The sequence below is a fragment of the Pseudotenacibaculum haliotis genome (assembly GCF_042684245.1).
Classification (GTDB): domain Bacteria; phylum Bacteroidota; class Bacteroidia; order Flavobacteriales; family Flavobacteriaceae; genus Polaribacter; species Polaribacter haliotis_A.
In genome coordinates, this window is sequence record NZ_JBHULH010000001.1 from 342411 (window position 1) to 356151 (window position 13741).

General features: G+C 36.2%; 17 protein-coding genes. 11 read left to right on the plus strand and 6 right to left on the minus strand.

The window, feature by feature from the left end:
* Window positions 1-20: 20 nt before the first annotated feature.
* The 10 genes from ACFSRZ_RS01625 to ACFSRZ_RS01670 all read left to right on the plus strand — a co-directional run bounded on the left by ACFSRZ_RS01625 (window position 21) and on the right by ACFSRZ_RS01670 (window position 8724).
* The gene (locus ACFSRZ_RS01625) at window positions 21-881 is read left to right on the plus strand and encodes an SPFH domain-containing protein (RefSeq protein WP_379664772.1); all 861 of its coding nucleotides are present in this window, start codon (window positions 21-23) and stop codon (window positions 879-881) included.
* A 40-nt stretch (window positions 882-921) separates the two neighbouring features.
* Window positions 922-1107, plus strand: a complete 186-nt coding sequence (locus ACFSRZ_RS01630; protein WP_379664773.1) for a hypothetical protein — start codon at window positions 922-924, stop codon at window positions 1105-1107.
* Window positions 1104-1262 (plus strand): DUF4177 domain-containing protein, encoded by a 159-nt coding sequence (locus tag ACFSRZ_RS01635; protein ID WP_379664774.1) that lies wholly within the window; start codon window positions 1104-1106, stop codon window positions 1260-1262. The genes ACFSRZ_RS01630 and ACFSRZ_RS01635 overlap by 4 nt, the downstream gene beginning before the upstream one ends.
* 2 nt (window positions 1263-1264) lie before the next feature.
* On the plus strand, window positions 1265-1780 hold the full coding sequence (locus tag ACFSRZ_RS01640) for a hypothetical protein (protein ID WP_379664775.1): 516 nt from the start codon (window positions 1265-1267) through the stop codon (window positions 1778-1780).
* Entirely contained in the window at window positions 1764-2228 is a 465-nt protein-coding gene (locus tag ACFSRZ_RS01645) for a DUF1648 domain-containing protein (RefSeq protein WP_379664776.1), read from the plus strand. The genes ACFSRZ_RS01640 and ACFSRZ_RS01645 overlap by 17 nt, the downstream gene beginning before the upstream one ends.
* Entirely contained in the window at window positions 2225-3148 is a 924-nt protein-coding gene (locus ACFSRZ_RS01650) for an alpha/beta hydrolase (protein WP_379664777.1), read from the plus strand. Before ACFSRZ_RS01645 ends, ACFSRZ_RS01650 begins: the two co-directional genes overlap by 4 nt.
* 3 nt (window positions 3149-3151) lie before the next feature.
* Entirely contained in the window at window positions 3152-3316 is a 165-nt protein-coding gene (locus tag ACFSRZ_RS01655) for an Arc family DNA-binding protein (protein WP_379664778.1), read from the plus strand.
* Window positions 3317-3415: 99 nt separating this feature from the next.
* Entirely contained in the window at window positions 3416-6643 is a 3228-nt protein-coding gene (locus ACFSRZ_RS01660; protein WP_379664779.1) for a VPS10 domain-containing protein, read from the plus strand.
* A 72-nt stretch (window positions 6644-6715) separates the two neighbouring features.
* Window positions 6716-7978: a DUF819 family protein gene (locus ACFSRZ_RS01665; protein WP_379664780.1), complete on the plus strand. Its 1263-nt coding sequence runs from the start codon at window positions 6716-6718 to the stop codon at window positions 7976-7978.
* Between the two features lie 38 nt (window positions 7979-8016).
* Window positions 8017-8724, plus strand: coding sequence for a DUF4369 domain-containing protein (locus ACFSRZ_RS01670; protein WP_379664781.1), 708 nt, complete (start codon window positions 8017-8019; stop codon window positions 8722-8724).
* On the opposite strand, the gene ACFSRZ_RS01675 is transcribed toward ACFSRZ_RS01670, so the two are convergent.
* Both ACFSRZ_RS01675 and ACFSRZ_RS01680 read right to left on the minus strand, forming a co-directional pair.
* On the minus strand, window positions 8721-9143 hold the full coding sequence (locus ACFSRZ_RS01675; RefSeq protein ID WP_379664782.1) for a thioesterase family protein: 423 nt from the start codon (window positions 9141-9143) through the stop codon (window positions 8721-8723). The two genes, ACFSRZ_RS01670 and ACFSRZ_RS01675, sit on opposite strands and share 4 nt — an antisense overlap.
* Window positions 9144-9375: 232 nt before the next feature.
* Entirely contained in the window at window positions 9376-9828 is a 453-nt protein-coding gene (locus ACFSRZ_RS01680) for a DUF4442 domain-containing protein (RefSeq protein ID WP_379664783.1), read from the minus strand.
* 181 nt (window positions 9829-10009) lie between these two features.
* Between ACFSRZ_RS01680 and ACFSRZ_RS01685 the strand changes: the two genes are divergently transcribed.
* The gene (locus tag ACFSRZ_RS01685) at window positions 10010-10213 is read left to right on the plus strand and encodes a hypothetical protein (RefSeq protein WP_379664784.1); all 204 of its coding nucleotides are present in this window, start codon (window positions 10010-10012) and stop codon (window positions 10211-10213) included.
* A gap of 307 nt (window positions 10214-10520) precedes the next feature.
* Here the strand turns inward: ACFSRZ_RS01685 and ACFSRZ_RS01690 are convergent, their stop codons facing one another.
* The 4 genes from ACFSRZ_RS01690 to ACFSRZ_RS01705 form a co-directional block, all read right to left on the minus strand.
* The gene (locus ACFSRZ_RS01690) at window positions 10521-11339 is read right to left on the minus strand and encodes a DNA adenine methylase (RefSeq protein ID WP_379664785.1); all 819 of its coding nucleotides are present in this window, start codon (window positions 11337-11339) and stop codon (window positions 10521-10523) included.
* 141 nt (window positions 11340-11480) lie between these two features.
* Complete coding sequence (locus ACFSRZ_RS01695) at window positions 11481-12377, minus strand: hypothetical protein (protein WP_379664786.1); 897 nt, start codon at window positions 12375-12377, stop codon at window positions 11481-11483.
* Entirely contained in the window at window positions 12365-12865 is a 501-nt protein-coding gene (locus tag ACFSRZ_RS01700) for a hypothetical protein (protein ID WP_379664787.1), read from the minus strand. The genes ACFSRZ_RS01695 and ACFSRZ_RS01700 overlap by 13 nt, the downstream gene beginning before the upstream one ends.
* Window positions 12855-13739, minus strand: a complete 885-nt coding sequence (locus tag ACFSRZ_RS01705; RefSeq protein ID WP_379664788.1) for a hypothetical protein — start codon at window positions 13737-13739, stop codon at window positions 12855-12857. The genes ACFSRZ_RS01700 and ACFSRZ_RS01705 overlap by 11 nt, the downstream gene beginning before the upstream one ends.
* Window positions 13740-13741: the final 2 nt, after the last annotated feature.

Here is a 13741-nt window from a genome sequence, read left to right on the forward strand (position 1 = left end):
TCACTTTAAATTAATTAAACATGGAAGCAGAAAAAATCATAAAACCCGCCAACGGTTATTTAATGTTGGCCATCTTTTTAGTCTTGTTCTTTGGGAGCATTGCTTTGATGATTAGATATGAAAACCCTATATACATCATCACAATAGTTATAGCCATCATTATGTTGTTTGGATTTATTTTGGTAAATCCTAATACTTCAAAAGTTATTTTGCTTTTTGGAAAGTATGTTGGCACCATTAAAAAGAACGGTTTGTACTGGGCTAATCCATTCTACACAAAAAAGAAGATCTCTTTAAGAGCTAGTAACTTTGATAGTGAGCGATTAAAGGTAAATGACAAATTAGGAAACCCTGTAATGATCAGTACAATCTTGGTTTGGAGAGTTACCAATACATTTAAAGCCGCTTTTGATGTTGATAATTATGAGAACTTTGTCCGTGTACAAACAGATGCTGCAGTTAGAAAGTTAGCCAGTATGTATCCTTATGATAATTTTGCTGATGAAGGTCATGAAGAAGACATCACATTACGTTCTAGTGTAAATGAAGTAAGTGAAGCTTTGGAAAAAGAATTGGAAGAGCGTTTATCTATCGCCGGAATTGAGGTATTGGAAGCTAGAATTGGTTATTTAGCTTATGCACAAGAGATTGCAAGTGCAATGCTAAAACGTCAGCAAGCTACCGCTATTGTAGCAGCAAGACATAAGATTGTGCAAGGAGCTGTAAGCATGGTAGAAATGGCGTTAGAAGAATTGAACAAAAAAGAGATTGTAGATCTTGACGAAGAGCGTAAAGCTGCAATGGTAAGTAACTTAATGGTTATTTTGTGTGGTGATAAAGAAGCTTCACCAGTATTGAATACAGGCACATTAAATCATTAAAATGAAGGAATTTATTTAAGAATTCTAATAAAAGACAAACATGAAAATGATACCTAAGAACACCGAGACAACTCTGGCATCTGGCATTGCTTTAGGCGCAGGTATAGGAACCGCTCTTGGTGTTAGCTTTGACAATTTAGCTCTTGGCGTTCCTATTGGAGTTGCCTTAGGAGCAGCGCTAGGAATTCTTTTAGGGCAAGTAGCAACAAAAAAATGTAAAAAATGAAAGAATACAAGGTTGTTAATTGGAAAATGGGACTCTCTAAGAACAATGAACGTTTAGAAGATCTATTGAACCAATATGCAAAAATGGGATGGAGAGTAATCCATATAGGAGAGCAAAGCACCCGAATTGTTTTTGAAAGAGATAAAAACAGATAATTATGAGAGTTTTTAAAGAAGAACAACGCTTTACCCAAGCATGGCTTATTGTATTGATGGTTATGAGTGTTCTTGTTCCTATAGGACTAATCATTAAAGAGTACACCTCTGAGAATAGTACTATGAGAACTGTAGAATTTGTTTCTATATTGGCTACAATCATTGGTTTGACATTGCCCATATTCTTCTTTAAATTGAGAACTCGAATTGATGAAAAGGGAATCCATTATCGTTTCTTTCCTTTTCACAGAAAATTTAAAACCATTCTGTGGGACGAAATCGCCACAGCACATGTTAGAAAGTATGATGCTATTACTGAATATGGTGGTTGGGGATTTAAAGGTGGTTTTAGAAGAAAAAAAGGGAGAGCCATTAATGTAAGTGGTGATATAGGAATCCAGTTAGAATTGAAAAACTCAAAAAAAATATTGATTGGAACTCAAAAAGAAACTGATGCAAAAAAGGTTATAGAAACCTATAACTATAAATTACAAGAAACTCATGAGCAAGCATATTAACTATACCGGCATCGATTATTTGATCTTAGGAGCAACTTTCTTTTTGTTCTTAGCTTCTTTGATCTACATCGGCATGGAATATTCTAATTTACCTGAAACTGTCCCTTCTCACTTCAATGCACAAGGAGAAGTAGATAGTTATGAGAGTAAAAGTATTTTATGGATTGTGACAGGAATATTTAGTGTTGTAGCTGTAGGCTTATATTTTTTGGCTAAATCTACATCGGTTCATAACATACAATTGAGATCCAAAGAAGCCAATTTTAGATCTATTGCGGTATTTATGCCTTTTATAGCACTCGTTAATAGTATCGTAGTTTATTCAATTATACAAAGTGCCAAAGGTCCTTTTTCGTTTTCTAAATGGATACTTCCTTTATTATTAGTGATCACGATCATTTTCCTGATCATTATGTTTAGAATCTTATATACAAACAAGAAATCATGACACGAATTATAACATACTTCATCTTATACGTTGCAGGAATTGCCGTTTCCTATGCACAAATAAAAACGGAAGACTTCCTCATTAAGAATGGAAACATAGAATTACCTGGTACGTTATCTTACCCTACCGGGGCTAAAGACCTTGTTATTTGGGTACATGGATCTGGAACTGTAGATCGAAATGGAAATCAACCGGCAGCTAATGTAAAAGCAAACTATGTTAAGCAACTTAGAGATGAGTTGAACAAAAACAATATTGCATTCTTTAGTTACGATAAGAGAACTTCTAACCCTAAAAATGCTCCTTACTTTGGAGGTATTGTTTTGGATGATTTTGTTTCTGATGCAAAAAAAGTAGTAAGTCACTTTACAAAAAAAGGACAGTTTAAAAACATTACTTTGATCGGGCATAGTCAAGGATCTTTGGTTGCAATGTTGGCTTTAGACAATGTAGATAAATACATTTCACTTGCCGGACCGGCAGAATCTATTGATGTTGCTTTGGTACGCCAGATCACCAATCAAAATGCCGAAGTTGGAAAGATAGCTGCTGCTCATGTAAAAGAACTGAAAGAAACCGGAGAGGTAAAAGAAGTTAATCCATTTTTGGTAAGTATTTTTGCAAAACAAAACTTTCAATTTCTTAAAAATTGGATGTCATACAATCCGGTGGAAGAAATCAAAAAAGTTAAGGTTCCAACGTTGATCATCAACGGAACCAAAGATAGCCAGATCACAGTAGAAGACGCTAAGGGTTTGCACAAAGCCAAATCAGATGCAAAACTTGTGATTATCGAAAAAATGAATCATGTATTGAAAGTCGTAGAGAATGACAGCGACAACTTAAATTCATATTATTCACCTGATTTTAAACTTTCTACTGAACTGGTAAAAACAATTACTGAATTTGTAAAAAAGTAACTCATGGCAAAGAAGAAAGCATTTGCACTAAGGATCAATGAAGAGATGCTAAAAGCCATAGAAAAATGGGCATCCGACGAGTTTCGATCGACCAATGGTCAGATTGAGTGGATGCTTATGAAAGCATTGAAAGATGCACAAAGAGAACCCAAAAAGAAAGACGAGTAAACCCTACTCGTCTTTTTTCTTTAAGATTTTCTTAAGATTTTTTTAACAAGTGTAACTTGTACCTTTAATGTCTTTTAAAGACAACTAACAATTTTACACATGAAAAAATTCATTACCTTTTTATTTTTATTGATTTCTGCTTCGCTCTTTCCGCAAGAGTTTTCAATGGATCTGGTAAAAAACATGAAGCCCAGAAACATTGGTCCTGGAGGAATGAGTGGTCGTGTTACTGCTATTGATGTAGTAGAATCCAACCCAGACATTATGTATGTAGGTACCGCATCCGGTGGATTATGGAAGTCTACGTCCGGAGGAATTAAATGGGCACCTATTTTTGACAAAGAAGTCACAGCTTCAGTTGGAGCCGTAGCCATTCAACAATCTAACCCTAGCGTAATTTGGGTAGGAACCGGAGAAGGAAACCCTCGTAACAGTTTAAATGGTGGATATGGTATTTTTAAATCTTTAGACGGAGGAAAAACCTGGAAGTCTATGGGATTAGAAAAAACCAGGCATATCCACAGAATTATTGTAGACCCAACAAATCCTGACGTTGTTTACGTTGGAGCTATTGGTTCTCCTTGGGGAGAGCACAAAGAAAGAGGTGTATACAAAACAACAGATGGAGGAAAGACCTGGAAACAGATCTTATTTAACAATATCAAAACAGGAGCTGCAGATCTAGTTATGGATCCTTCTAACCCTAACAAATTAATTGCAGCAATGTGGGAACACAAACGTGACCCTTGGTTCTTTAAATCAGGAGGAAAAGGTAGTGGTTTATATATCACTCACGATGGTGGTGAGACCTGGAAGAGAATGACTGATAAAGAAGGATTTCCTAAAGGAGATCTAGGAAGAATTGGAGTTGCCATTTCCAGAAGCAATCCTAATGTAATCTACGCTCTGGTAGAATCTAAAAAGAATGCTTTATACAAAAGTGAAGACGGAGGTTTTAAATGGAGAAAGATCAATGATAAAGCCGGAATTGGAAATCGTCCTTTTTACTATTCTGAAATCTACGTAGATCCTCAAAATGAAAACAGGCTTTATACTATTTTCACCTATGTAAATGTATCTAACGACGGAGGTAGAAGCTTCAATCAATTGATGCCTGCCTATGGAGTTTCTAACGGGGTTCACCCAGATCATCACGCTTGGTGGATTCATCCGAAAGATGGTTCTTTTATGATCGATGGAAACGACGGTGGTTTAAACATTTCTAAAGATTACGGAAAAACTTGGCGTTTTATTGGCAATCTGCCAGTTGCTCAATTCTACCACATTAATGTAGATAATGAGTATCCTTATAATGTATACGGAGGAATGCAAGACAATGGTTCTTGGAGAGGCCCTGCTTATGTATGGAAATCTCAAGGAATCAGAAACTCATACTGGCAAGAGATCAGTTTTGGTGATGGTTTTGATGTTGTACCAGACAAAGACGATTCTCGTTATGGTTGGTCTATGAGTCAGCAAGGATTTGTAAGTAGATATGATTACTTAACAGGGAACAACTATACAGTACGTCCTACACATCCTGACCCAAAAGTACAGTTACGTTTTAACTGGAATTCGGCAATTAATATTGATCCGTTCGACAATAGCACTATTTATTTTGGAAGTCAGTTTGTACACAAATCAAAAGACAAAGGGCTTACTTGGGAAGTAATTTCTCCAGATTTAACAACGAACGATAAAGAAAAGCAAAAGCAATCTGAAAGTGGTGGTTTAACCATGGATGCTACAGGAGCTGAAAACCATACTACGATCTTAGTGATCGAGCCATCTCCGGTAGAAGAAAACATGATGTGGGTTGGAACTGATGATGGTCAGATTCACTACACTCAAAATGGCGGAGCTACTTGGAATAATGTAAGTAATAACCTTCCGGGGTTACCTGCTAACAGCTGGATCGCTCAGATCAAAGCTTCTAACAAGAACAAAGGAGAGGCTTTATTAATTGCTAACGATTACAGAAGATTTAATTATACCCCTTACGCATACAGAACCAAAGATTACGGAAAAACATGGACTCGTATTGTTGATGAAAATGATGTAAAAAGCTATACACTTAGTATTGTAGAAGATCCTATCAATCCTAATTTATTATTCTTAGGAACTGATGACGGATTATACGTTTCATTAGATGCCGGAAACAAGTGGACAAAATGGACTTCCGGTTTCCCAACAGTTTCTACAAAAGACTTAGTAATTCAGCCAAGAGAGCACGATCTAGTTATTGGTACTTTCGGAAGAGCTGCATGGGTATTGGATGATATCAGACCACTAAGAGCTATGGCTAATGGTAATGTACTAAGCAAAAAACTTCAATTGTTCGATCAAGCTACAGCTTACCAAGCGGCTTATCAACAACCTACCGGAAGTAGATTTGGAGGTGATGCAATGTACAATGGAGAAAACAAGCGTTTTGGTGCAGCTATCTCTTATTATATCAACAGGCCTTCTGCAAAGAAAAAAGAAGAGGCTCCGAAAGGAAAGAAGAAAAAACGTAGAGGTAAAAAGAAGAAGAAAGAAGAAGCCAAGCCTAAAAAAGAGGAAAAGCCTCAAGTTAAATACGATTCTATCAAATTAGAGATCTACGATGGAACTCGTTTGATCCGTACTTTAAAAAGAAGAGCTCCAAAAGAGAATGGTGTACATAAGCTATACTGGTTTATGGATGAAAAAGGTGTAGACAGACCTTCAAGAACCGTTAGAAGAAGAAGAGGCGGTGAACCAGGAGGAGTTGGTGTAAAGCCCGGCAATTACCGTTTAAAGATGACTTTTGGAGATCAGGTTTCTGAAAGCTCTATCAAAGTTATGTACGACCCTAGATTAAAGATGTCTACAAGTGCGATCAATGAGATCTACAACACGAGTAAAGACATGGAAAAAGATCAACAATTGATGGCTGATGTGATGAAGCAGTTGGCAGAAAGTAAAACCATTGCCAATGGTTATAAATCTAAACTAGCCAAAGAAGATAAAAAGAAGTACAAAGATCAAATAAAAGCATCAGGAGCTATCGTAAAAGAGATCGATAAACTGGTAGCTTTGTTCTTAGGAAAAGTTGACAGAAGACAAGGGATTACAAGAAATCCTGAAGTAACTGTAAACCAACGCTTCTTTAATGCCAGAAGATATGTTGGAAGTCGTTATGGTAACATTACAGGTACAGAACGTCAGTTGATCAAGCAGTACAAAGATGCAATGAACGATGCCATTAAAAAGGTAAATGCATTCTTTGACAAAGACTGGAAAGAATACAAAACAAAAGTTGAGAGCATTACCATCTCTCCTTTTAAAGAGACTAAAAAATTCTAAATAGAAAAGCGGAGCATTTGCTCCGCTTTTTTTATGGATTGATTTTCTTACATTAGCGAAAATCAAAAAATCATGGATCAACCATTTTTCACCAATGACGCTATTGTCTTCGGAATCTTAATGATCTCTTTAGGGTTCGTTTTCTTCACAGAGTCTAAAAAGTCAGGTTTTTGGCATAAATTTTACAAGATCGTCCCGGCACTTTTGATGTGTTACTTAATTCCTGCGATCTTTAATTCACTAGGAATCATTTCTGCCGAAAAATCTCAAACCTATTATATAGCCAGTAGATATTTACTGCCTGCTGCGCTGGTTCTGATGACATTAAGCATTGATCTAAAAGCCATATTTAACCTAGGTCCTAAAGCGCTTATTATGTTCTTTACAGGGACAATAGGAATTATTATAGGTGGACCTTTAGCCATACTTCTGCTTTCTATGTTCTTCCCTGAAATGTTTGGAGGAGCGGGACCAGATGCTATTTGGAGGGGTCTTTCTACACTGGCCGGTAGTTGGATTGGTGGAGGAGCCAACCAAGCAGCTATGTTAGAGATCTATGAATACAATCCTTCAAAATATGGAGGAATGGTATTGGTAGATATTGTGGTTGCCAATATTTGGATGGCGTTGATATTGATAGGAATTGGAAAGAAAAACAGAATCAACAATTGGTTAAAGTCTGATACAACTGCTATAGAACAATTAAAAGATAAAGTAAGTTCATTTGCAGACAAAGTAAAAAGAAACCCAACATTAACAGATTATATGATCATGTTAGCATTGGTTTTTGGAGCTGTAGGAATCGCACATTGGGGAGCAGAATCTATCTCTGAATTCTTAAAAAACAATGTTGAAGCTGTTGCCGATAAATCCTCTGCCCTATCTTCATTTGCCTCTAAGTTCTTTTGGATGATTACCATTGCAACCATCATAGGAATCGCTTTGTCTTATACCAAAGCAAAGAATTATGAAGGTGCCGGAGCCAGCAAGATTGGAAGTATTTTTATTTACGTTTTAGTGGCTACCATTGGTATGAAAATGGATTTAGGTTCGATTCTAGATGAACCAAAATTGATTTTGATTGGTCTTGTATGGATGGCCATTCATGCAGGTTTATTGATCTTAGTAGCAAAATTGATCAAAGCTCCTTATTTCTTCTTAGCCGTAGGAAGTCAGGCCAATGTTGGAGGTGCAGCTTCTGCGCCGGTAGTTGCCGCAGCTTTCCACCCATCACTAGCTACAGTAGGAGTTTTACTAGCTGTATTTGGGTATGTAGTAGGAACCTACGGAGCCATACTGTGTACTATTTTAATGGAAATAGCCTCAAAAGTTTGATAGAATTGCGCATATTTGCAGCCTAAAGTTTAAAGATGATGAAGAAAGTATTCGTTTTGTGTTTGTTAGTTGCCTTAGCAGCATGTTCTAAGGAAAAAAAACAAGGAAACATGATTGTACAAGGTCAGATCAAAGGTCTGAAAAAAGGAACCTTGTACTTGCAAAAAATGAAAGACACCTTATTGGTTTCTGTTGACTCTATTGCTTTGCTCGGGAAAGATCAGTTCCTATTATCAGACAATGTAGATTCTCCGGTAATGTACTACTTAACCTTCGACGGAAATACAACAGAGAAAAGAATCATGTTCTTTGGAGAACAAGGAACCATCACCATTAATGATAACCTTAAGAATTTTGGATTTTCTCCACTTATAGAAGGATCAAAGAATCAAAAAGTATATGAGGATTACAAAAAGATGACCACTAAGTTTCAAGGAAAACAATTGGATCTTTTTCAAGAAAACTTCAAAGCTCAAAAGGAAAACGACGTCAAAAAATCAGATTCTCTTAGAAAGCTTTCTGAAGAATATGTAAAGAAGAGATATTTGTTTTCTATCAACTTTGCCATGAATCATCCAGACGATGAAGCTTCTGCCTATATAGCTTTAACCGACTTGGTAGATGCTAACGTAAAATACTTAGATACAATTAACAACTCTTTGTCAGATAAGGTAAAAACTTCTCTTTACGGTAAAAAATTAGCTGAGTTTATTGAGAAGATCAAAAAAGAAGAGCCAGCAAATTAAACTGCTCTCCTTAATTGATCTTGCTTAAGGAAATGTTGAGCTAAATTCTTAGGAGGTGTAATAAATTTCCATGTATTGTAGTCAAACCAATGCAGCTCTGTTTCAAGAGTAGCACAAAGCTCCTGGTCTTTGCTATAAAAGTCTATATATACTTTGATCTTCTCTTCACTTTCCAACATTCTATCAAAATGCAAGTGAGCTGAAAAAGGCTCTGTAAACATCAAATGCTTGTGATTGATTAATTGATCATTGCTTTTTTGCCATCCAATTTTCAACGAGTTTAGTTTTAATCTCGGAAAACCTTTTTCAAATAAGTAAACTTCAATAAGTTTAGAAGAATATGACAGGTAGGCAAAGTTCTGCATTACCATAAAATCATTTACATCTTCTCCTTTTACTTTGTAGTTTCTTATAAACATATGCTGACAATTTTAATCTGTTTGGTTAAAACAGTATGCCGTTAAAGGGAAACGGCAATACTGTTTCATCTTCTTTTTTAAACAACCATTTCCAACCAAGAAAAATCAGTATAGATTCATCATGGAATCAAATGACACTGTAAAGAAAATCAGTTCATATAATAATTGAAAATAGAAGTAGTTAAGGCGGAAAAAATACGCTTGAAAGGGAAAAACTTTTGTAAAATATATGTTATTTCACTTTGAGTGTCCACTCAAATTCAAAGTTAGATACAGAGACTCCTTCGGTATTATAACCTACAGATTTCATGATAATCACTTGCCCTTCTCCGGTAGCAGCAGACTTTTCTATGGCTTCCTTTACAAGTCCTCCATCGTGACATTCGAAACGAACTCTCCCTGTTGCTTTTTTAGTAAAAACTCCTTTTTGCTGTAGCACCAACATAGAAACTTTTTTTCCTGATTCTGAAATAGCTTTGGTTACCAAGGCACCAGTAGACATTTCTGCAGCCATTCCTTGAGCGGCCCAAAACATGGATCTAAATGGGTTTTGGTTTATCCAACGATGTTTGATTTTTACAATACAAGATGTTTCAGTTATACTTTTTACTCTTACTCCTCCCCACCAAGCCAGCGGAAGTTTAAAGAACATAAAGGTGTTAATTTTTTTGGAAGTTATTTTCATTTTGCTACATCTTGAGATGTAAATATATGCTATTTGTTTTGCATTGGTATAGCCCTTTTTAAAAATATAAACTAAAGCTCCCCCCTGTTTTTAGGGATAAAAATTTCACCCATTCTGGGGATTGACAGCCTTTGTATTTCTCGGTAAATTGAGACCTCATTAACTTAAAAAATAACTTATTATGAAGAAAAAGGTTTCTACCCTCGGTACTGTATTGAGTAAAAATGAACAAAAAAACATCAATGGAGGAGACTTTCCTTTTAACGATTGTTGCTCATGTGTGTACGTTCCAGCCGGAAGTCCTTTCCCTATTTTTATTACACAATCTTGTTCAGATCCGTGTCCTGTAAATGGAGATCCAGAACAATGGGGCAATGGATGTTAAAAAAAATTAAAACGGACTTCGGTTCGTTTTTTTTTGCTCTACCCCTTATAAACACTAGCCAAATATAATCGGCAAATCGAAATGCACCGAAAGTCAAAACGAAATGTACCTCTAAAACACAGCTTTGTTTATAGGGCTTAAATTCATACATTTACATCTAATTGGGGCATGGCAGGGAAGCCGTCTAGTTGGAAATGCCTGAAAGCAGTAATGCAAAGTCGAGTACGAATGACGGACTATGTACGAGGTAATGGCGTAACGGAGAGTTCGAATCCTCCGCCCCAATTAATCCCAATTTAAACGCTGTTTAAAAGAGAATTAAATCATCTTTAGGGTTGCTTAGGTTATAATTGGCTGTAAATACTTCAATCTTCTTCTTATTGGGCTTAGAATTGTTATTAGCCACTGTTACGGTCTGTTCCATATTTTTGGTATTCCATCCATTTTGCTTCGTGTAGGACGTAAGTATATCACTCGGATAGCTCGATAGTAAGAACTTTCCCTCAACCTCAGATAATGTCTTCAAAAGCATTTCAAAGTCTTCTACAGTATATCCGTCATAATGACCACAGTCACTATTGAAGTATGGAGGATCTACGTAATGAAAGGCATCTTTGTAGTCTCTGGATCTTATGATCCTTAGAGCATCTGTACATTCAATTTGAACGTTCTGAATTCTCTCAGCATAGGATATTGTAAAATCATTTCTCTTATTTGTTACTTTTTTGGATGTAGTTCCTTTCTTACGGTCATAACCAAAAGATCCATCTAGCATACTACTAAAGCTTTGTGAAGCTAATACCCAAACAGCCCAAGCTCGTTGTATTCTTGTAAACATATGAGGGTTGTTATACACTACACTTGCATCTCGATGTAAAGATCTACTGTGCAAACTTATTCGTATCATTTTCTCAAGCTCTACGAACTCATTTTGAACGCATTCGTAAAAATTAATCATTTCTCGATTTACATCATTGATCACTTCTACATTACTAGGTTTTTTTGCCCAGAAAATGGCACCACCACCTACAAACGTCTCTGTATAGAGTTCATGAGTAGGAATCAACGGCAGAATAGTGGAGACTAAGTTTTGTTTTCCGCCGTAGTAACTAATCGGTGTTTTCATTTATATTTGTATTTCTCACGTAAAATAGGTGCACACACACCAAACATTGATTAGGACATTTACTGCCCTCGTCGTGGTGTGTGTGCACCTTAGTTGTTAGGCTGAGACGTGAGAAATTGCAGCCTGCAAAGTCGGGGGCTTTTATAACCCTTTAAACATTATAAAAGCAAGTGCATAGTAAGGAGGTCTATTTTCATGTGCTTCCCCATTTCCTTTATTATTTGTTGTAAAATCATGATTGTGATCACCAGCATCATCCATATTTAGTGTGTGCGTATGACTGCCAGCCGCAGTTCCTTGCTGTCTAGCTCTGTCATTTCCTTGGATAGAAAAATGAGTAGATGTACCAGGAAGATTACTTTCGGCTGGAACTGAGTGACTGTGACTACCAGCTGCATAAGTTGTTCCGGTATGTTTGTGAATACCTCCATTTTGGGTAGTACCATCATGATTATGAGGTGGGAGTTGTGCAATGGTGATCGCTACTTCTTTAGATCCTCCCATGTCTCCAATATTGTATTCATCTCCAGAACCTACAATAAATCGATTTGTAAGATTTGGTGTCCCATTAGTTCCATCACATAATGCCCATCCTTGAGGAATATCAACTCCGCTCCACATAGAAATTAGCCCAATTGGCATAGAGATCTCTGTAAGCGGTGTAAAGCTCTTTAAATCGTTAAAAGAAAAGGATTCTAATCCATCAGTACCGCACTTTGCATATCGTTGAACATACGCTCTCTTATTGTCTAAATTACCGTCATTATCTGTATCTTCGTTGTAAGCAACATCCTGAACAGTTTCATAAATTCCTACTGTATCATCATAAGGTCCTGCCTGAAAAGGCAGATATTCTCCATTGTAAACGATTGCTCCCTGTGTAACTAATGCATCAACTTTTTGAACACCCGTTAAAATGAAAGTATTACCTCCAAGCTTAGTCAGAGCACTAATAGCATTTGCATGAGCATTCTGAAGAAAATCAAATGTTGATGTAGTAACTGGAAAACCGCCACTGTAAAACTCTATTCTATCCATTGTATATTGTATGTTTTAGATGCTAATTTGTATTCGTTTGTAAGTGCTTTGATGTCATTTTCCAAACCTTCTAAAGCAATTGCTCCAATTGGTTTTAATTCCGATGGGATTCTTAAAACAAAATCAGAGCTTCCACTGATCAGATCCTCATCGGTATAGATAAACTCAGACCCTAAATAAACAGGTCGCTGTTCTTGATCTGTATAGACATATAAAGCCTGTAGAAAGATTCCATTTCGAATTCTAATTCTTCTTTGCTGAGCATCAAATGTATCGTTTAAAGCTGCTTGTAGGTAGCAAACCTGAGAGTTGTGACTAAGCTTATAGTTTACTCTAGATCGGTATTTTAGAAAACTTTCATAAACCTCTTTGATAGGATTGCATAATGTGTCGAGCCATTCAATATGAATTACACCTCTTAAAAAAGTGGGTAATAGCCAAGTGATAAGAATCCTAAAATCTATTATATAAATCTTATTAAAGTTCACGAGCGATATAGTTTATTGTTGTATTAGCTTCGTCCAATCGCATATATCCAGCTCGAGCAATGTATGTCTCTTCAATATCTGTATAATCAAAACCACCAAATTTGTATGCTGCTGATTTAATTTTAGGGATCTCAACTCCTTCAACACTTTGTAAATGATCTGTAAGTTTTGTTAAAACCAATTCACCATTGAATTCAAGATTATACAGAAATTCGTTAATAGCTTTGGTTACTGGAGTGTTATCAGTTCCATCTTTTCTAGCCCCATCTTGCCATAAAATCAAAGGATTATAATAAACATCTAACTCTAATCTCAAATCATCATGTGGAAGGGAGATGTATTCTATATAGGTTCCAGCATCAGCTACTAAAAACATATAATTTTCAAAAGCTTGCAATTCCGATTGCTCTAGGGGAACAAATTGATCACCAGATTGCTTTGCCAGCTTCAACTCTAAATATCCTTTACCATTGACTATTTTTCGAATTACAGCCACATGCTTGATAATCTTACTTGCTTCAATTTCTGAGATATCTAACCCTTCGTTATCGTACTTATCAGTTTCTGGAATTAGGTCATAGCCATACTGAAACTCTAAAGCTTTCTTTTTGTACCACAAAAAGTTGTGGATTTCATTTTGAGCAATTAACTGATCTACTTCTAACTTATAGATGTCCATTAGTTTTTCCAAGCTCCAAATTGCAAAGGAGATTATAAATACCCAAAGTCTCCAAATTGCTACTTTGGACGAGCTGGTAAGATTGTTCAATGAGCTTTTCTCTACTGTGGTTAATACCTCCAAAGATGAAAGTTCAGAAGTCTGATCCTTCTTATCAAGGATGCTTTGTTGTATATCGTTGAGTGATCGTGCCATTG

What these genes read in the sequence shown, in the direction of transcription:
- ACFSRZ_RS01660 (WP_379664779.1), top strand. Translation starts at nt 3,416, where the DNA reads ATGAAAAAATTCATTACCTTTTTATTTTTATTGATTTCTGCTTCGCTC.
- ACFSRZ_RS01685 (WP_379664784.1), top strand. Translation starts at nt 10,010, where the DNA reads ATGAAGAAAAAGGTTTCTACCCTCGGTACTGTATTGAGTAAAAATGAA.
- ACFSRZ_RS01705 (WP_379664788.1), bottom strand. Translation starts at nt 13,739, where the DNA reads ATGGCACGATCACTCAACGATATACAACAAAGCATCCTTGATAAGAAG.
- ACFSRZ_RS01640 (WP_379664775.1), top strand. Translation starts at nt 1,265, where the DNA reads ATGAGAGTTTTTAAAGAAGAACAACGCTTTACCCAAGCATGGCTTATT.
- ACFSRZ_RS01635 (WP_379664774.1), top strand. Translation starts at nt 1,104, where the DNA reads ATGAAAGAATACAAGGTTGTTAATTGGAAAATGGGACTCTCTAAGAAC.
- ACFSRZ_RS01625 (WP_379664772.1), top strand. Translation starts at nt 21, where the DNA reads ATGGAAGCAGAAAAAATCATAAAACCCGCCAACGGTTATTTAATGTTG.
- ACFSRZ_RS01650 (WP_379664777.1), top strand. Translation starts at nt 2,225, where the DNA reads ATGACACGAATTATAACATACTTCATCTTATACGTTGCAGGAATTGCC.
- ACFSRZ_RS01630 (WP_379664773.1), top strand. Translation starts at nt 922, where the DNA reads ATGAAAATGATACCTAAGAACACCGAGACAACTCTGGCATCTGGCATT.
- ACFSRZ_RS01695 (WP_379664786.1), bottom strand. Translation starts at nt 12,377, where the DNA reads ATGGATAGAATAGAGTTTTACAGTGGCGGTTTTCCAGTTACTACATCA.
- ACFSRZ_RS01680 (WP_379664783.1), bottom strand. Translation starts at nt 9,828, where the DNA reads ATGAAAATAACTTCCAAAAAAATTAACACCTTTATGTTCTTTAAACTT.
- ACFSRZ_RS01645 (WP_379664776.1), top strand. Translation starts at nt 1,764, where the DNA reads ATGAGCAAGCATATTAACTATACCGGCATCGATTATTTGATCTTAGGA.
- ACFSRZ_RS01690 (WP_379664785.1), bottom strand. Translation starts at nt 11,339, where the DNA reads ATGAAAACACCGATTAGTTACTACGGCGGAAAACAAAACTTAGTCTCC.
- ACFSRZ_RS01675 (WP_379664782.1), bottom strand. Translation starts at nt 9,143, where the DNA reads ATGTTTATAAGAAACTACAAAGTAAAAGGAGAAGATGTAAATGATTTT.
- ACFSRZ_RS01655 (WP_379664778.1), top strand. Translation starts at nt 3,152, where the DNA reads ATGGCAAAGAAGAAAGCATTTGCACTAAGGATCAATGAAGAGATGCTA.
- ACFSRZ_RS01670 (WP_379664781.1), top strand. Translation starts at nt 8,017, where the DNA reads ATGAAGAAAGTATTCGTTTTGTGTTTGTTAGTTGCCTTAGCAGCATGT.
- ACFSRZ_RS01665 (WP_379664780.1), top strand. Translation starts at nt 6,716, where the DNA reads ATGGATCAACCATTTTTCACCAATGACGCTATTGTCTTCGGAATCTTA.